Raw genomic sequence first — 17532 nt, forward strand, 5'->3', positions numbered from 1 at the left:
CCCGCGCAGGCGGGCACCCACGCGGGATGGCGGGCGGGGCGCAGCGGGCGTGCTGCGGTGGGCTTCGATCACGCGCCGAGCGGCTGCCCCAGCGCCCGCAGCACGTCGCGCACATACTGCGCACGGTCCTTGGCGTCCGGGTAGGCCCGCTCGATGCGCAGCTTGTCGTTGCCGGCAAGCTTGACGCTGCGGTTCTTCTGCACCAGCTCGATGATGCGCATCGGGTCGATCGGCGGGTTGGGGCGGAAGTGGATGTTCATCACCGCCGGGCCGGCATCGATCTTCTGGATGCCGTAGGGCCGCGCCTGCACCCGCAGCCGGTGCAGGTCGAACAGCGCCTGGCCCTGCGCCGGCAGCTTGCCGAAGCGGTCGACGCATTCCTCGAGCATCGCGTCGATCTTGTCCAGCCGGTCGGCGGTGGCCAGGCGCTTGTAGAGGTTCAGGCGCACCTGCACGTCCGGGCAGTAGCTGTCGGGCAGCAGCGCCGGCGCATGCAGGTTGACCTCGGTGGTGCCGCCGAAGAAGCCGGTGGGCGAGAGCAGGTCGGGCTCCTTGCCGGCCTTCAGCGCACGCACCGCCTCGGCCAGCATCTCGTTGTAGAGCTGGAAGCCGACCTCCATCATGTTGCCGCTCTGGCTGTCGCCCAGCACCTCGCCGGCGCCGCGGATCTCCAGGTCGTGCATCGCCAGGTAGAAGCCCGAGCCCAGCTCCTCCATGCTCTGGATCGCGTCCAGGCGCTGCGCGGCCTGCTTGGTCAGGCCCTCGATGTCGGGCACCAGCAGGTAGGCGTAGGCCTGGTGGTGGCTGCGGCCGACGCGTCCGCGCAGCTGGTGCAGCTGCGCCAGGCCGAACTTGTCGGCGCGGCTCATCACGATGGTGTTGGCGGTGGGCACGTCGATGCCGGTCTCGATGATGGTCGAGCACAGCAGCAGGTTGTGGCGCTGGGCGACGAAGTCGCGCATGACCTTCTCCAGCTCGCGCTCGGGCATCTGGCCGTGCGCGACGCCGATGCGCGCCTCGGGAATCAGTTCCTGCAGCGCCTGGCGCCGGTTCTCGATCGTCTCGACCTCGTTGTGCAGGAAATAGACCTGGCCGCCGCGCTTCAATTCGCGCAGCACCGCCTCGCGGATGGTGCCCTTGTTCTCGTTGCGCACGAAGGTCTTGATCGCCAGCCGGCGCTGCGGCGCGGTGGCGATCACCGAGAGGTCGCGCAGGCCTTCCAGCGCCATGCCCAGCGTGCGCGGAATCGGCGTGGCGGTCAGCGTCAGCACGTCGACCTCGGCGCGCAGCGCCTTCATCTGCTCCTTGTGGCGCACCCCGAAGCGGTGCTCCTCGTCGATGATCAAGAGGCCCAGATTCTTGAACTTGGTGTCGGGGCTGAGCAGCTTGTGGGTGCCCACGACGATGTCGATGGTGCCGGCGGCCAGCCCCTCCATCGCCGCCTTGACCTCCTTGGGCGAGCGGAAGCGGCTCATCTCGGCCACCTTGACCGGCCAGGGCGCGAAGCGGTCGGCGATCGTCTGGTAGTGCTGCTCGGCCAGCAGCGTGGTCGGCGCCAAGAGCGCCACCTGCTTGCCGCCGGTGACGGCCACGAAGGCCGCGCGCAGCGCCACCTCGGTCTTGCCGAAGCCGACATCGCCGCACACCAGCCGGTCCATCGGCCGCGGGCTGATCATGTCCTGGATGACCGCGTGGATGGCGGCGGCCTGGTCGGGCGTCTCCTCGAAGCCGAAGCTGGTGGCGAAGGCCTCGTAGTCCTGCGGCGAATAGCGGAAGGCGAAGCCCTCGCGCGCGGCGCGGCGGGCGTAGAGGTTGAGCAGCTCGGCGGCGGCGTCGCGCACCTGCTCGGCCGCCTTGCGCTTGGCCTTCTCCCACTGGCCGGAGCCGAGCCTGTGCAGCGGCGCCTCGTCGGCGCTCACGCCGGTGTAGCGGCTGATCAGCTGCAGCTGCGACACCGGCACATAGAGCGTGGCCTTGTCGGCGTATTCCAGGAAGAGGAACTCGGTCGGGCCTTCGCCCAGGTCGATGCTGACCAGCCCCTGGTAGCGGCCGATGCCGTGGCTGGAATGCACCACCGGGTCGCCGATCTTCAGCTCGGAGAGGTCCTTGATCAGCGCGTCGACATCGCTGGTGGCCTCCTGGCGGCGCCGGCGCCGGGTGGTGGGCGCGCTGTCGAAGAGTTCGGTCTCGGTGACGATCTGCACCGCGCCGCCGGGGCCGGCGTCGGTCCAGATGAAGCCGGACGACAGCGGCGCGGTGGTGATCGCGTAGCGGTGATCGCTGGCCAGGAAGGCGGCGAGCGAGTCCACCGCCGGCGGCTCCAGCCGGTGGTCGCGCAGCAGCTCCAGCAGGCTCTCGCGCCGGCCGGCCGACTCGGCCACCAGCAGCAGGCGCGCGCCGCCGGTCTCGTTCCTCAGCCGCGCCAGGTGGGCCTCCAGCCGGTGCAGCGGGTCCTGGCCCTTGCGGTCGACGCTCAGGTCCGGCAGGGGCCGCGCCCACTCGACCGGCTCGGCGCCGCGCACCGAGAGCTGCGCGTGGCGGTTGCAGTGCTGGAAGAAGTCCTCCTGACGCAGGAAGACCTCCTCGGGCGGCAGGATCGGCCGCTCGGGGTCGAGCTGCATCAGCCGGTGGCGCTCGCGCGTCTCGGCATGGAAGCGCTCGATCGCCTCGCCCACCTCGCCGTGCAGGGCCAGCACCGCGCCGTCGCCCAGGTAGTCGAAGATCGTCCCCGGCTCGTCGAAGAACAGCGTCAGGAAATATTCGATGCCGCCGCCGGCGATGCCTTGCGCGATGTCCTTGTACAGCCGCGCCTTGCTCGGGTCGCCGTCCATGCGCTCGCGCCAGCGGGCGCGGAAGTCCTGGCGGGCGCGCTCGTCCATCGGGAACTCGCGCCCGGGCAGCAGCCGCACCTCCGGCACCGGATAGAGGCTGCGCTGGCTGTCGGGGTCGAAGACGCGGATCGAGTCGACCTCGTCGTCGAACAGGTCGACCCGGTAGGGCACGGCCGAGCCCATCGGGTAGAGGTCGATCAGGCCGCCGCGCACCGCGTACTCGCCCGGCGACACCACCTGGCTGACATGCTGGTAGCCCGCCAGCGTGAGCTGCGACTTCAGGCCCGCCTCGTCGAGCTTCTGGCCCTTCTTGAAATGGAAGGTGTAGCCGGCGAGGAAGGCCGGCGGCGCCAGCCGGGTGAGGGCGGTGGTGGCCGGCAGCAGCACCACGTCGACCTCGCCGGAGTGGATGCGCCACAGCGTGGCCAGGCGCTCGGAGATCAGGTCCTGGTGCGGGCTGAAGCTGTCCCAGGGCAGCGTCTCCCAGTCGGGAAAGACGGCCACCCGCAGGCCGGGTGCGAAGAAGGCCAGCTCGTCGGGCAGGCGCTGCACGTCGGCGGGCTCGGCGGTGATGACGGCCAGCACCTTCTTCTGCTCGGCCTGCCGCTCGGCGAAGCGCGCCAGCAGCAGCGCGTCGGCCGAGCCGGTCGGGCGGGGAACGGTAAAGCGTTTTCCGGGGGCGATCTGGGGCAGCTGCATGGGCGGCGATTCTAGGCGCGCCGCCCCGGGCCTGCCGGCCGGCGGCTCAGCCGGCCTTCACCCGCGCCAGCGGATTGGGCGTCGCTTCGGCGACGCGCTCGAGGTGGTTGCGGTCGACATGGTGGAAGGGCTCGTCGCGGCCGCGGATCTGCAGCACCGTGTCCTCCTCGTAGGACCAGCTGCCGTCGTCATGGAAGTCGACGCGGATGCGGAACGCGGTGGTCTTGAACGCATGGTCCAGGAAGGGCGAGGAGCAGATGCCCCAGGTGTCGAGCCCCTGGGTGGCGTGCAGCTCGAAGTGGTCGGCCTCGGCGCTGGCCTGGCCGGCGGCCATCGCCACCTGGCCGCGCGGAATGGTCAGCGTGTGGATGACGCAGCCGGTGGCCGGCTCCCACAGCCAGTAGCCGACCTGCTCGTGGTAGGTCTTGACCTGCTCGGGCTTGGTGATGTGGGTGTGATAGCGCAGGCCGTAGAGCAGCTGCGGACCGTTGGTGACCGGGTCGACGGGCTGCAGCTCCAGCCGCTCGACATAGGCCTGCTTGCGCGGGCCGTCGGCCTTGGGCTTGACGTCCAGGCCGCGCCGGCCGGTCCAGACGCCGGCCATGCGCCGCAGCGGGCCCAGGCAGGCGAGGGTGTCGAGGCTGTAGCCGGACGGTTCGGTGTAGATGTCCTGAGGAAAGTCGCTCATGGGGAATCGCTCGTGGCTGTGGCTGTGGCTGCAATGGCAGGCTGCGATCACTCTATATCGCCGCAGCGGCGACAATCGCGGGATGCTGATCGGAATGTCCCCCTGTTGTCATGCGCTGGTGCCCTGTGCCGGCGTCGGCCAGCGCGCCGGTGCCGGCGCGCCCAAGCAGTACCGCGCGATCGCCGGCGAGGCGATGGTGGTGCACACGCTGCGCGCGCTGCTGAAGGTCGAGCGGCTGGCCTCGGTGCTGGTGGTGCTGTCGCCGGACGACACCGCCTTCGAGGCCGCGGTGGGCGAGCTGGCGCACGATCCCCGGCTGCGGGTGGCGCGCTGCGGCGGCGCCAGCCGTGCCGAGAGCGTCGCCGGTGGCCTGCAGGCGCTGCTCGAGCAGGGCGTGATGCCGCATGACTGGGTGCTGGTGCATGACGCCGCGCGCTGCCTGGTCGAGCCGGCCTGGGTCGACCGGCTGATCGACGCCTGCAGGGACGACGAGGTCGGCGGCCTGCTGGCGCTGCCGGTGGCCGACACCCTGAAGCAGCAGGCCGCGCAGGCGCCGCACGCGCGGGTGGCCGCCACCGTCGACCGTGCCGGCAAGTGGGTGGCGCAGACGCCGCAGATGTTCCGCCTGGGCCTGCTGCAGCCGGCGCTGCGCCAGGCCGGCGAGCACATCACCGACGAGTCCAGCGCGATCGAGGCCCTTGGCCACGACCCGCGTCTGGTGCGCGGCGATCTGCTCAATCTGAAAGTCACCTGGCCCGAGGACTTTGCCCTCGCCGAACGGCTGCTCGGCGCGGTCTAATTTCCGCTTGTGCCCATCGTGGCATGATGCGCTGCCGTATCTGGTTTTTACTGATTAACTTAGACAAAACACATGAAGACTGTCTGGATTGTTGATGGAGCCTATCTTTTCAACTATGGCCGCAACCGGCCCTTCGACTACCTGAAGCTCAAGGCCGAGATCACCCGCGCCAACGGCGGCCCGCTGCACGAGTGCTATTACCTGAACTCGACGCCGGATGCGGCCACCGAGAGCCAGAACGCCTTTCACAGCTGGCTGAAGTCGGCGCCGCCGCGCGGCCCGAAGATGCGCGTGCAGCTCTACACCATCAAGGACCTCAACACCACCTGCCCGAACTGCTCGCACCAGTTCCACCGCTCGGTGCAGAAGGGCGTCGATGTCGGCATCGCCACGCTGATCGTCAAGCTGGCGGCCCAGGGCGTCTACGACCGCCTGATCCTGTCGGCCGGCGACGGCGACTTCCAGGAGGCGATCACCTACATCAAGTCCGAGCTGCACAAGGAGTTCTGGCTGCACGGCGCGATGTCCAACCTCTCCACCGACCTGCAGTGCTATGCCGACCAGGTGCTGTGGATGGACGACATGCACCCGGCGATCGACAAGGACAAGCCGGCGATGGCGGGCGCCCACCACCACGCGCACGCATGAGTGCGACCGGCCCCATGAGCACGACGACGACTGCTGCGATGACGATGCCGGCGCTGCGCATCGGCGAGGGCTGGGATGTGCATGCGCTGGTCGCCGGCCGGCCGCTGATCCTGGGTGGCGTGACCATCCCGCATGACCGCGGTCTGCTGGGCCACTCGGACGCCGACGCGCTGCTGCACGCGATCACCGATGCGCTGTTCGGCGCGGCTGCGCTGGGCGACATCGGCCGGCACTTCCCCGACACCGCGCTCGAGTTCAAGGGCGCCGACAGCGCCCGGCTGCTGGCCGAGGCGGCGCGCCGGGTGCGCGCCGAGGGCTGGCAGATCCTCAACATCGACAGCACCATCGTCGCGCAGGCGCCGAAGATGGCGCCGCACATCGGCGCGATGCGCGAGTCGATCGCCCGCTGCGTCGGCATCGATGTGGCCTGCGTCAATGTCAAGGCCAAGACCGCCGAGAAGCTCGGGCCGGTCGGCCGCGGCGAGTCGATCGAGGCCCGCGCGGTCTGTCTGCTGGCCCGGGTCTGAATTCCGGCGGTGTTCAGCCGCCGATGTAGCTCATCTCGATGCGGCGCCGGCCGCCGCTCTCTGGCGTGTCGGTCTCGGCCGGCCGGCTGGCGCGCAGCTGCGAGTAGCGGTCGTCGCGGCGCTGCCAGATCAGACCGATCGCCGCGGCGATCTCCGCATCGCTCCACGGTCGGCCGGAGGGGTGTGCGCCGCGCAGCAGCGTGCGCAGATCGTGGCCGCGTTCGGCGAACAGGCACAGATAGAGCTGGCCTTCGGTCGACAGCCGCGCGCGGTTGCAGTCGCCGCAGAAGGCCTGGGTGACGCTGGAGATGAAGCCCACCTCGCCGCGTCCGTCGGCATAGGCCCAGCGCTCGGCTGTCTCGCCGGGCTGGGCGGCGTCCAGCGGCACCAGAGGAAAGGCCGCATGCAGCCGCGCGCGCACCTCGGCCGAAGGCAGCACCTGGTCCATGCGCCAGCCATTGGTGGCGCCCACATCCATGTATTCGATGAAGCGCAGCACCACCTGGCCGCCATGGCGCTCGCGGAAATGGCGTGCCATCGGAACGATCTCGTTCTCGTTGGTGCCGCGCTTGACCACCATGTTGACCTTGACCGGTCCCAGGCCGGCCGCCACCGCCGCGTCGATGCCCGCCAGCACGTCGGCCACCGGAAAGTCCACATCGTTCATCGCCCGGAAGATGCGGTCGTCCATCGCGTCCAGGCTGACGGTGACCCGGCGCAGACCCGCCTGGCGCAGCGCAGCGGCCTTGCGCGCCAGCAGCGAGCCGTTGGTGGTCAGCGTCAGGTCGAGCGGATCGCCGTCCGGGGTGCGCAGATCCGCCAGCATCGCCACCAGATGCTCGAGATGGCGGCGCAGCAGCGGCTCGCCGCCGGTCAGCCGGATCTTGCGCACGCCGCAGGCCACGAAAATGCGCGCGATGCGCAGCATTTCCTCGAAGCTCAGCAGGGCGGTCTGCGGCAGGAAGCGATAGTCCTTGTCGAAGACTTCCTTCGGCATGCAGTAGCTGCAGCGGAAATTGCAGCGGTCGGTGACCGAGATTCTCAGGTCGTGCAGCGTGCGTCCGAGGGAATCCGACAGCAGGCCGGGCGAGAGTTCGGTGCCTGCAGGCAGCGCGGGTATTTCCGGGATTCCCGCGCCTGTCGCCGGGCTGCGCAGGTCATGGATCGCGATGATGTTGCGTTCGGACATGAGGCGCGATTGTGCCCGAAGGGCAGGCCGTGCATCTGCACGGCGTCAGGGCTTCAGCGCTTCAGCGCAGCACCACCGGCGCGTCGGGATTGACCTGCGGCGCGCGGCGTGCGCCGTCGAAGCGGGTGGTCCAGTAGGACTGGTTCATGTCGTCGACCCGGATGGAACTGCCGGTGCGCGGCGCATGGATGAACTTGCCGTCGCCGACATAGATGCCCACATGCGAGAAGGCGCGGCGCATGGTGTTGAAGAACACCAGATCGCCGGGTTTCAGATCTTCCTTGCGCACCGTCAGCAGGCCTGCGGCCTCGGCCTGTTCGGAGGCACGGCGCGGCAGCAGCAGGCCGACGCTGTTCTCGAACACATGACGGGTGAAGCCGCTGCAGTCGAAACCGGTTTCCTCGCTGGTGCCGCCGAAGCGGTAGCGCACGCCCAGGAAGTTCATCGCCGACATGATCAGGTCGGAGGCGGTCTCGGAGGCCTTCTGGGTCTGCTGACCCAGGAAGCGCAGGATCGGATCCGCCGCATCTTCCGGGGCAGCCCGGACCCCCGTGCTGCTCATCGACAGGGCCAGCAGCACCGAACCGATCAGCATCTTCGAGCGAGTCTTTGTGCGCAAGCCTGTCATGGGTGAGGAAGTGTGAGAAAAGTCACCGGCGAGGATAGGGACGGTGTGTGCAGATGTCAATGCCGAACGGCTGCGCAAGGTTTAAGACTCGCCAAAGTCTGATCTGATGGGGTACGGGTTGGTTTTTCGTTCGGTGCCACTTCCGGCATCTGCAAAAGTCCGAAAATGTATCAGAAACATTTGCGGACACGGGCGTCGTGCGAGCACCAGCAAAAAGGCTGCCCGCAGGCAGCCTTGCAGCACCGGTCGCACTGGCCGAGCCCGGCCATGTGCAGCGACCGCTGCGTTCGTGACTCGGACGAATCACTGGGCGATGGTGAATTCCTCGAGCGTGCGGCCATTCTCGATCGCGTGCGACAGCCACTTCGGCTTCAGGCCGCGGCCCGACCAGGTCTCGCCGGTCTCCGGGTCGCGGTATTTCGGCGCGACCTTGCGGGCCGGCGTGGTATCTCCGGACGAAGCGGCGCGGGCCGGCCGGCCGGGTTTTCCGCTGCTCAGGTCGGCGACCGTCAGACCGTGTTCGGCCATCATGGCCTTGATCTGCTGGATCACGCCGGCGCGCTCGGCGCGCAGGGTTTCCTGGATCTGGCGTTCGAGTTCTGCCTGCTCGCGGGCGAGTTCCTGCTGGCGGGCAAGGAGTTCCTGATAGGTGCTCATGTTGTTTTCCCAACGGAAGGGTGGATGGATGTGCGGGCGGATTCTAGAAACAATCCGCCCGTGCTGTCCATCCCTGTCGGGAAAATCAGGAAGTTATCCTGAACCGTGCCACTTCGCGTGGTGTCACTTGTAGCCGGCGCGGTCCAGCATCTGCTGCACCTTCGGGGTGTTCTGGCCCACGGCCGACAGCGGAATCAGTTCCTGCTTGAAAGGGCCCAGCGTGTCCAGCGCCGGATTGGAGATCTTGACCGCGCTGACTGCCGGATATTCGTTGTTGCCATCGGCGAAGTAGCGCTGGGCCTCATCGGTGGCCAGATATTCGAGGAACTTGACCGCGGCGACACGATTCCTGGCATGGCGGGCCATCGCGCCGCCGGCCACGTTCACATGCGTGCCCCAGCTCTGCTGGTTGGGGAAGACCACGCCGACCTGCTCCATCGCGGCACGCTCGTCGGGCTTGTTCGAGCGCATCATCCGGGCGATGTAATAGGTGTTGCTCAGCGCCACGCCGCATTCGCCCGAGGCGGTGGCCTTGATCTGGTCGGTGTCGCCGCCCTTGGGGTCGCGCGCCTGATTGGCCACCAGGCCCTTCAGCCAGGCTTCGGTCGCGGCCGGGCCGGCATGCTCCAGATACGAGCCGAACAGCGACAGGTTGTAGGGATGCGAGCCGCTGCGCGAGCAGAACTGGCCCTTGAGCTTCGGATCGGCCAGCTTGGCGTAGCTGTCCACATCCTCGCGCTTGACCTTCAGCTTGTTGTAGACGACGACCCGGGCGCGGGTCGAATAGCCGAACCATTCCGAACCCTGGCCGGCGTCCTTGCCGCGCAGCTGCGCCGGAATGCGCTGCTCCAGATAGCTCGACTTGACCGGTGCGAACAGGTCATTGGTTTGCGCGAACCACAGCCGCGCCGCATCGACCAGCAGGATCACGTCGGCCGGGCTGGCGGCGCCTTCGCTTTTCAGTCGCTGCAGAATGCCGGCATCGTCTGCGCTGACGATGTTGATCTTGATGCCGGTGGCCTTGGTGAAATTCGAGAACAGGGCCTCGTCGGTCTGGTAATGCCGCGCCGAATACAGGTTCAGCACCTGTTCCTGGGCCAGGGCCGGGGTGGCCGCCAGGGCGCCGAGGCAGGAAATCAGTCCGGCGAGCGTCTTCAGGGTGTTCTTTGCAGTCATGGCAGTCCGGCCAGCGCCGGCAGGTTGGTGAGCCAGGACATGATATCAGTTAACGTGAATCATTCGCAATTGTGTTCTTTTGTCCACGGATGACGGTCTGGTTTGCCGCGGCATGGCGTGGCGCGCACGCACGCAAAAAAGCCGGCACGCGGCCGGCTCGGTCCGGTTCGGGCCGGGGCCCGGGAATTCAGGCCGACGGCGGCACGTAGCCGGTCGGCTGGTCGGCGCCGGCGCCGAAGAAGTAGTTCTCCATCTGGCGGGCCAGATACTGGCGTGCGCGCGCATCGGCCAGGTTCAGGCGGTTCTCGTTGACCAGCATGGTCTGGTGCTTGAGCCACTGCTGCCAGGCTTCCTTGCAGACGTTCAGGTAGATGCGCTTGCCCAGCTCGCCGGGATAGGGCGCGAAGTCGAGGCCGTCGCCTTCCTTCTTCAGCAGGACGCATTGGACGGTACGTGCCATGGGGATTCTTCCTTTCTTGTCGTGGAGAGGGATCAGTTCAGCTTCTTGACCAGCACCTGCGAGCGCCGGTCCCAGTTGTACTTGCGCTTGCGGGCCTCGGGCAGCCAGTCGGGGTCGACCTGCTGGAAGCCGCGCTTGACGAACCAGTGCATGGTGCGGGTCGTCAGCACGAAGATGCTGTCGAGCTTCATCGCGCGGGCGCGCTGCTCGATGCGCTTGAGGATGCGTTCGCCGTCGCCCTGGCCCTGCACCTGCGGCGAGATCGTCACCGCGGCCATCTCGCCGGTGCGCGCCTCGGGGTAGGGGTAGAGCGCGGCGCAGCCGAAGATGATGCCGTCGTGCTCGATGATGGTGTAGGCGCCGATGTCGCGCTCGATCTCGGTGCGGCTCCTCTTGACCAGCGTGCCGTCGCGCTCGAAGGGCTCGATCAGCTGCAGGATGCCGCCGACATCGTCGGAGGTGGCCTCGCGCAGGCTCTCGAGCTTCTCGTCGACCACCATCGTGCCCACGCCGTCGTGGGTGAAGATCTCCATCAGGATGGAGCCGTCGGCGGCGAAGGGCAGGATGTGCGAGCGCTCCACGCCGCCCTCGCAGGCCTTGACGCAGTGCTGCAGGTAGAAGGCCGGATCGGTCGGGCGGGTGGGGGCGGGCAGGCGCTCGAGCAGCCGGCGCGCCTCGGCCAGCGACAGCTCGGTGTCGATGGCGCTTTCCGGGTCGTCGAGGTCTTCGCGGATGCCGGCGATCTCGGTCAGGAACAGCAGCTTGTCGGCCTGCAGCGCAACCGCGGTGGCGGTGGCGACATCCTCCATCGTCAGGTTGAAGGCCTCGCCGGTCGGCGAGAAGCCGAAGGGCGACAGCAGCACCAGCGCGCCGATGTCGATGGCGCGGCGGATCAGGCCCGAGTCGACCTTGCGCACCAGGCCGCTGTGCATGAAGTCGACGCCGTCGACGATGCCCACCGGCCGCGCGGTCAGGAAGTTGCCCGAGACCACCCGCACGGTCGAGTTGGCCATCGGGGTGTTGGGCAGGCCCTGCGAGAAGGCGGCCTCGATCTCGAAGCGCAGCTGGCCGGCGGCTTCCTGGGCGCAGTCGAGCGCGACCGGATCGGTGATGCGCTTGCCGTGGCTGTAGCGCGAGGTCTGGCCCTTGGCGCGCAGCTGCTCGTCGACCTGCGGCCGGAAGCCGTGCACCAGCACCAGGCGGATGCCCATCGCGTGCAGCAGCGACAGGTCCTGCGCGAAGGCGTTGAGCTTGCCGGCGGCGATCAGCTCGCCCGCCATGCCGACGACGAAGGTCTTGCCGTGGTACGCATGAATGTGCGGCGCGACCGAACGGAACCAGGGGACGAAGGTGTGCGGGAAGACGAGACTCATGGTGAGCGGCATTGTGCCCGAGCAGGCCGATCGGGGTCGGAGCCGGTTGACGCGCCGCACCTCGCGTCACACGATCGCTGCGTCCTCCGACTCTCTCGCCAAAGGAGCAGCTTGATGGATCCCGTCAACACCCACGGTGTGTTCAGCTGGAACGAGCTGATGACGCCCGACCCGGCGCGTGCCGCCGACTTCTACCACCAGCTCTTCGGCTGGACCTTCCAGACCCGCGCCATGCCGGACCTGCCCGAGGGCTACCGCGTTGCCCATCTCGAGGGCGAGCCGGTCGCCGGCATCATGCCCATGCCGCCCGACGCCCCGCCGGCGATGCCGCCGCACTGGGGCAGCTATGTGACGGTCGACAACGTCGACGAGACCGCCGGCGAATGCGCCGCGCTCGGCGGCCGGGTGCTGCTGCCTCCGACCGACATTCCCGAGATCGGCCGCTTCGCGATGCTGCAGGATCCTCAGGGGGCGGTGTTCGGGGTGATCGGGTATCTGCCGGCGGTGCCGTGATCGGGGCGGGCCGGCTGCTGCCTCGGCTGTGGGCGCTGCCCTGCACCCTTGTCGGCCTGGTCGCCGCGGCGCCGGTGCTGCTGGCCGGGGGCAGCGCGCGGCGTGTCGAGGGCGTGCTGGAGGTCGGGCTGCGGCCGCTCCAGGCGGGGCTGCTGCGGCGGGTGAGGGCGCTGCCGTTCGGCGCGATCACGCTCGGGCATGTGGTCATCGGCCAGAGCCACGAGCTGCTGGCGCGGCTGCGGCCGCACGAGCAGGTGCATGTGCGCCAGTACGAGCAGCTCGGGGCGCTGTTCCTGCTCGCCTATCCGCTGGCCAGCCTGTGGGCCTGGGCGCGCGGAGGGCATCTCTACCATGACAACCTGTTCGAGCGGCAGGCCGAGGCGCGTGCGCACCGGCCGGCGCGCCGCGCATGAGCCGGCGCCGCCTGCCTTGGCTGGTGTGTGATTTTTCACGGCAAGCGGTGATGCCGCACGGTGCCGGAAATGTGACTTTCACTTCCCCGGCTATGGTGCCTGTGCCTATCGAAGCGAAGAGACTTCGGGCACATGCATTCAGGGCAGGATGTGATGCTGGAAAAAGATCGACTCTTTGTCGGTGTATCGCCTTATTGGGGCAAGGCTCGCCCCGTCGCGGACAGCTCGGGGCCAGATCATCATCTGCTGGCCTTCCACTGTCTGGATGTCGCTGCCGTGGGGCGGGCCTATCTGCGGCGAGCGCCTGGACTGCTGCGGTGGATTCAGGAGAGGCTGCGAACTTCCTGTGAAGAAGAGCTGAGCGAGGAGGCCGTCATCGCCTGGCTTGCCTTCTGGCTGGCGATTCACGACCTTGGCAAGTTCTCGATCAGCTTTCAAGGGCAGTGCCCGGAGCTGGTGGCTCGTCTGCAGGGCGTGGTGCCTGCCAATCTGGGCTTGCCTGGGGTCAGGCATGACAGCCTGGGCATGTGGCTGTGGGCCAGCGTGATTCAGCCTGTTGCCAGGCAGGAAGCCTGGTTCGGCGACGATGCCGAGATCGGCGAGGGTCTCCTGTACTGGGCTCGATCCGTCATGGGGCACCACGGGCAGCCGCCCATCGAGCAGTCCCATGCGCTTCACCGCCATTTCCGCCCGCAGGACATCGAGGCGGCCATCGAGTTCGTTCGCAGCGTTCGCACCTTGCTGCTGCCCTCCGAGGCCGTGGCGTTCCCGCGTCTGTTCGATGTCGATGCGTTCTGTGAGATCAGTCAGGAGCTCTCCTGGTGGATGGCCGGGCTGGCCGTGCTGGCCGACTGGATCGGATCGAATGCCGAAGTCTTCGACTACCAGTCGGTTCCCATGGCGCTCGGCGACTACTGGGTGCTCGCCCAGACCAAGGCCGAGCGGGCGGTCGATGCCTGTGGGGTTCTGCCGGCGAGTCGCGCGGTCGAGCATGCGTTCGACTTCCTGTTTCCGCACATCGCGGTGCCGTCCCCATTGCAGGACTGGGCCCGTGCTGTGCCCTTGGCCTCCGGGCCCCAGATCCATCTGCTCGAGGATGTCACTGGGGCAGGCAAGACGGAAGCCGCCGTGATGCTTGTTCACCGGCTGATGGCGGCCGGGTGTGCTGATGGCTTCTTCATCGGCCTGCCCACGATGGCCACGGCCAATGCGATGTACGGACGCATCGCTGACCTGTACGACCGGCTCTTCGCTCACCCCGTCAGCCTGGTGCTGGCGCACCGCAACAAGAAGCTGGTCGAGGAGTTCGCGGGCTCGATTCTTCCGCCGGGCGTCGACGAACACGATCCACGGCAGGCCGACGAAAGCGCCACGCGGCGCTGCACACGCTGGCTGGCCGACCACAACAAGCGGGCCTTGCTGGCGCCTGCCGGTGTGGGCACGGTCGATCAGGCGCTGCTGGCGGCCTTGCAGAGCAAGCATCAGTCGCTGCGACTGCTTGGGCTGATGCGCAAGGTGCTGGTCATCGACGAGGTTCATGCCTGCGACGCCTACATGCAGCGCGTGCTGGAGTTGCTGCTGGAGTTCCATGCCCGATCGGGCGGCAGTGCGGTGCTGCTGTCGGCGACGCTGCCGCAGGCCATGAAGAGTGCGTTGCTGAAAGCCTTTGCCAAGGGCCGTGGTCAGCGTCGCCTGCCGGCATTGGCACAGCAGCGCTATCCGCTGACCACTTCCTGGTGTGCCGCCTTGCCATCCCTTGTGGTCGAGACGCCTGTGGCCACACGGCCGGACGTGCGCCGTACGGTACGGGTTCGCTACGAGTCGGACCGTGCTGCGGTCGTCGAGACCATCCGTGCGGCGCTGGATGCCGGGCAGTGCGCGGCCTGGATCCGCAACACCGTCAGCGATGCCCTGGAGGCCCAGGCCGAGCTGTCGGCCCTCATCGATGCAGATCGCATCGTGCTGTTCCATGCCCGATTCACGCTCGGCGATCGGCTGGACATCGAGGAGCACGTGCTGACGCATTTCGGCCCGGCCAGCGGTCCCCGGCAGCGGGCTGGCCGCCTGCTCATCGCCACTCAGGTGGCTGAGCAGTCGCTGGACATCGATCTTGATCTGGTGGTGTCCGACCTCGCGCCGATCGATCGACTCATCCAGCGTGCCGGGCGCCTGCGGCGCCATGTGCGTGATGCCTTGGGGCATCGGCTTGCGGACCGCAGCGCAGCCGACCAGCGCGGCGAGCCGTGCCTGTGGGTGCTGGGGCCGGCCTGGAGCGAGGCGCCAGAGGCGTCGTGGTTCAAGAAGGTCTTCCCGAAGTCTGCGAGGGTCTATCCGAACCCTGGTCATCTGTGGCTGACGGCGCGCTGGTTGCAGCGGGGCGCATTTGCCATGCCTGACGATGCCCGCGCGCTGATCGAGGGCGTCTTCGGTGAGGACAGTGCCGTGCCGCCGGGCTTGCAGGGTCATGCCAACCGCGCCGAGGGCGAGGCCTGGGGAGATCGCTCGCTTGCGGACCGCAACGGGGCGCATCTGGATCGGGGCTATCGGCGCCTTGGGCTCGACTGGAGTGAGGACACGGTGGCGCCTTCGCGTCTTGGCGAGGACACGATGGATGTGCTGCTCGGCTGCTGGGATGGGGGGCGGCTGCTGCCCTGGCGCCATGACAAGCCCATCGCCCATGCCTGGGCCTACAGCACCGTGAAAGTGCCGCGGCGGTTGATCGCAAGCACGCCTGTGGAAACCGATCCGGTGCGTCAGGCCGAGATCGAGGCTGTTGCGGAGTCATTGCCCGGAGGCGGGCGCTGGGTGGTGCTGCTGCCCTTGGAGGCCATCGGGGGGCAGTTCACCGGCCAGGCCGTCGCTGCAAATGCGCGAGACGGCGAGGTCATCCGGCAGTGGCGATATGACGCCCGCAGCGGTCTGGTGAACATGGCGCCGGATGGTTGAACACCCGGCGCCGGATCCCCATCGCGATGAGGAACAGACCGATTCGGCCATCTGGACACGGCCTACCTGCGGTTCATCTCCTTAGCTTTGGAAGGAGAACTTGCGGCGCGAGTGTGGCACATCAAGATTTTTCAGATTTATGGACTCGGACAACCTGCTTTTGTATAGACTGCGGGCTGTTCTGTGCACTGACACGGGTCCGGATCTGACGGGAGGTGAAAGATGTGGAGTGACGTGTTTTGGCGAGGGTCTGTCATCAAGGCCCGGTGGGGCGAGGAGCAGAGCCGTGAGCCGATCTGCGCGAACAGGAGCCTGTCATGAACCTTCTTGCAGAGTCCTGGATCCCGGTTCGCGCTGCCGATGGTCAAAGAGTCTGGATTCGGCCCTGTCAGCTGAGCCATCCCGCCTGGGTGGCGTTTGACGCCGATCGGGCCGATTTCAACGGCGCTCTGGCCCAGTTCGCGATCGCGCTGCTGCAAAGCAGCATGGCGCCGAAAAGCGTCGCACGGTGGAAAAGGCTGCTGGCGACCCCGCCGGACGAAGCCGCTCTGCAGGCGGCGTTTGAGCCTCATGCCGCCGCTTTCGAGCTTGATGGCGATGGCCCCCGGTTCATGCAGGACTTCGACCTGCGGGCAGCCGATGGCGATGCGGTGAACATCAGCAGCCTCCTGATCGAATCCCCTGGCGAAAACACGATCAAGAACAACAGCGATCACTTCATCAAGCGCGACCATGTCCGCCTCATGTGCCCGCACTGTGCCGGCCTGGCCTTGTTCACCTTGCAGACGAATGCGCCGTCGGGCGGAGCGGGCAATCGCACAGGCCTGAGAGGAGGTGGGCCACTGACCACGCTGTTGCTGGCGAATCAGGATGCGGGGGGCGACGCACCGCTGTGGCGTACGCTCTGGCTCAATGTTCTGGAACAGGTCGTTTTGAGTCCGATCGGCGATGACCCGGAGTCCGACGAGCTGTTCCGCATCTTTCCATGGATGGCCAGCATCGGACGCATCCAGAAGGCGGGCGGCGAGACGGCCCCCTCTCAGGTTCATCCGCTGCATGCGTACTGGGGCATGCCCAGGCGCATCCGGCTGGACTTCGATGCTGTCACGTCCGGCTCCTGCGACATCTGTGGCCGTGCCTCGGAGCGCTGTCTGCAGCAGTATGTGGCTCGCCCTCAGGGGCTCAACTACAAGGGAGCGTGGAAGCATCCGCTCAGTCCCTACTACCAGGCCAAGGAAGGGATGCTGCCGATGCATCCCCAGCCGGGGGGCTTCGGCTACCGGCATTGGCTGGGCTGGGTGTTGGGCATGACCAGCGAGAAGCGCCGGGTCGAGCAGGCGACTGTGGTGGCCGCCTTCTTCATGGCCCAGGGCGAGACGGATCTGGGCATCGGGCTGAGGCTGTGGGCCTTTGGCTATGACATGGACAACATGAAGGCTCGCTGCTGGTACGAGTCCGCCATGCCTCTCTATGACCTGACGGGCTGCGACACAGCGGCACAGTCCCGGATCCGTGAGGCTGTGACCGACTGGATCAACGGCGCGGAGCTGGCGGCGAGCTATCTGCGCGGTGCGGTCAAGGATGCCTGGTTCAGTCATGACGCCCGGGGCGAGTTCAGCCATGTCGATGCGTCGTTCTGGTCGCGCACTGAAGCGGATTTCTATCGGCTGCTGCGCGATCTGATTCACGCTGCGCGCAATCGGTCCGCGGAGCCGAGCGCTTCGCTGGCGGAGCGCTGGCTGTCTGCGTTGCAGCGCCATGTCCTGGCGCTGTTCGAGACCGAGTGGGTGGGGACGGGCGTGATCGAGCGTCAGAACCCGGCCCGCATTGCCAAGGCGCATGAGCAGCTGCGCAAGAGTCTGTACGGACCGAAGCTGCGCACCGCCCTGGCGCTGCCCGTCGAGGCCAAGCCTGCCAAGAAGGAAAAGGCCGGCAAGGCTGGCAAGGCGAGTCCGGTCCGAACCGGAAAGTGAATCCCACCGACC

General features: G+C 67.6%; 15 protein-coding genes. 7 read left to right on the forward strand and 8 right to left on the reverse strand.

The genetic code is table 11. From position 1 onward, the window contains the following. Window positions 1–68: 68 nt before the first annotated feature. Both mfd and NFT33_RS02205 read right to left on the reverse strand, forming a co-directional pair. Entirely contained in the window at window positions 69–3530 is a 3462-nt protein-coding gene (gene mfd, locus NFT33_RS02200) for a transcription-repair coupling factor (RefSeq protein WP_251672832.1), read from the reverse strand. Between the two features lie 46 nt (window positions 3531–3576). Further along, window positions 3577–4218 carry an FABP family protein gene (locus NFT33_RS02205; RefSeq protein ID WP_149503673.1) on the reverse strand — a complete coding sequence of 214 codons (642 nt, stop codon included), beginning with the start codon at window positions 4216–4218 and terminating at the stop codon, window positions 3577–3579. Window positions 4219–4312: 94 nt separating this feature from the next. Between NFT33_RS02205 and ispD the strand changes: the two genes are divergently transcribed. The 3 genes from ispD to ispF all read left to right on the forward strand — a co-directional run bounded on the left by ispD (window position 4313) and on the right by ispF (window position 6192). Further along, on the forward strand, window positions 4313–5017 hold the full coding sequence (gene ispD / locus NFT33_RS02210; RefSeq protein WP_251672834.1) for a 2-C-methyl-D-erythritol 4-phosphate cytidylyltransferase: 705 nt from the start codon (window positions 4313–4315) through the stop codon (window positions 5015–5017). A gap of 72 nt (window positions 5018–5089) precedes the next feature. Then, on the forward strand, window positions 5090–5665 hold the full coding sequence (locus tag NFT33_RS02215) for an NYN domain-containing protein (RefSeq protein WP_149503672.1): 576 nt from the start codon (window positions 5090–5092) through the stop codon (window positions 5663–5665). A gap of 14 nt (window positions 5666–5679) precedes the next feature. Further along, window positions 5680–6192 carry a 2-C-methyl-D-erythritol 2,4-cyclodiphosphate synthase gene (gene ispF / locus NFT33_RS02220; protein WP_251672836.1) on the forward strand — a complete coding sequence of 171 codons (513 nt, stop codon included), beginning with the start codon at window positions 5680–5682 and terminating at the stop codon, window positions 6190–6192. 13 nt (window positions 6193–6205) lie between these two features. Here ispF and moaA read toward each other — a convergent pair whose 3' ends face one another. From moaA to argA, 6 genes are all read right to left on the reverse strand, one after another. Then, on the reverse strand, window positions 6206–7381 hold the full coding sequence (gene moaA, locus NFT33_RS02225; protein ID WP_251672838.1) for a GTP 3',8-cyclase MoaA: 1176 nt from the start codon (window positions 7379–7381) through the stop codon (window positions 6206–6208). A gap of 61 nt (window positions 7382–7442) precedes the next feature. Beyond that, entirely contained in the window at window positions 7443–7976 is a 534-nt protein-coding gene (locus NFT33_RS02230) for a C40 family peptidase (RefSeq protein ID WP_180692943.1), read from the reverse strand. A 336-nt stretch (window positions 7977–8312) separates the two neighbouring features. Further along, a complete protein-coding gene (locus NFT33_RS02235) occupies window positions 8313–8666 on the reverse strand; it encodes an H-NS histone family protein (RefSeq protein ID WP_149503670.1) in 354 nt (117 codons plus the stop codon). 123 nt (window positions 8667–8789) lie between these two features. After that, window positions 8790–9842, reverse strand: a complete 1053-nt coding sequence (locus NFT33_RS02240) for an extracellular solute-binding protein (protein ID WP_251672840.1) — start codon at window positions 9840–9842, stop codon at window positions 8790–8792. 187 nt (window positions 9843–10029) lie between these two features. Next, the gene (locus tag NFT33_RS02245; protein ID WP_037477070.1) at window positions 10030–10302 is read right to left on the reverse strand and encodes an oxidative damage protection protein; all 273 of its coding nucleotides are present in this window, start codon (window positions 10300–10302) and stop codon (window positions 10030–10032) included. Window positions 10303–10334: 32 nt separating this feature from the next. Continuing rightward, window positions 10335–11675, reverse strand: a complete 1341-nt coding sequence (argA, locus tag NFT33_RS02250) for an amino-acid N-acetyltransferase (RefSeq protein ID WP_149503668.1) — start codon at window positions 11673–11675, stop codon at window positions 10335–10337. 114 nt (window positions 11676–11789) lie between these two features. On the opposite strand from argA, the gene NFT33_RS02255 reads away from it, so the two are divergent. The 4 genes from NFT33_RS02255 (at window position 11790) to casA (ending at window position 17520) form a co-directional block, all read left to right on the forward strand. Next, window positions 11790–12188 carry a VOC family protein gene (locus NFT33_RS02255; protein ID WP_220784412.1) on the forward strand — a complete coding sequence of 133 codons (399 nt, stop codon included), beginning with the start codon at window positions 11790–11792 and terminating at the stop codon, window positions 12186–12188. Next, on the forward strand, window positions 12185–12601 hold the full coding sequence (locus NFT33_RS02260; RefSeq protein WP_251672842.1) for a signal peptide prediction: 417 nt from the start codon (window positions 12185–12187) through the stop codon (window positions 12599–12601). Before NFT33_RS02255 ends, NFT33_RS02260 begins: the two co-directional genes overlap by 4 nt. Window positions 12602–12754: 153 nt before the next feature. Continuing rightward, a complete protein-coding gene (gene cas3 / locus NFT33_RS02265; RefSeq protein WP_251672844.1) occupies window positions 12755–15547 on the forward strand; it encodes a CRISPR-associated helicase Cas3' in 2793 nt (930 codons plus the stop codon). A 317-nt stretch (window positions 15548–15864) separates the two neighbouring features. Then, the gene (gene casA / locus NFT33_RS02270; protein ID WP_220784415.1) at window positions 15865–17520 is read left to right on the forward strand and encodes a type I-E CRISPR-associated protein Cse1/CasA; all 1656 of its coding nucleotides are present in this window, start codon (window positions 15865–15867) and stop codon (window positions 17518–17520) included. Window positions 17521–17532: the final 12 nt, after the last annotated feature.

The sequence above is a fragment of the Sphaerotilus sp. FB-3 genome, assembly GCF_023706025.1.
In the GTDB taxonomy this organism is placed as follows: Bacteria; Pseudomonadota; Gammaproteobacteria; order Burkholderiales; family Burkholderiaceae_C; genus Sphaerotilus; species Sphaerotilus sulfidivorans.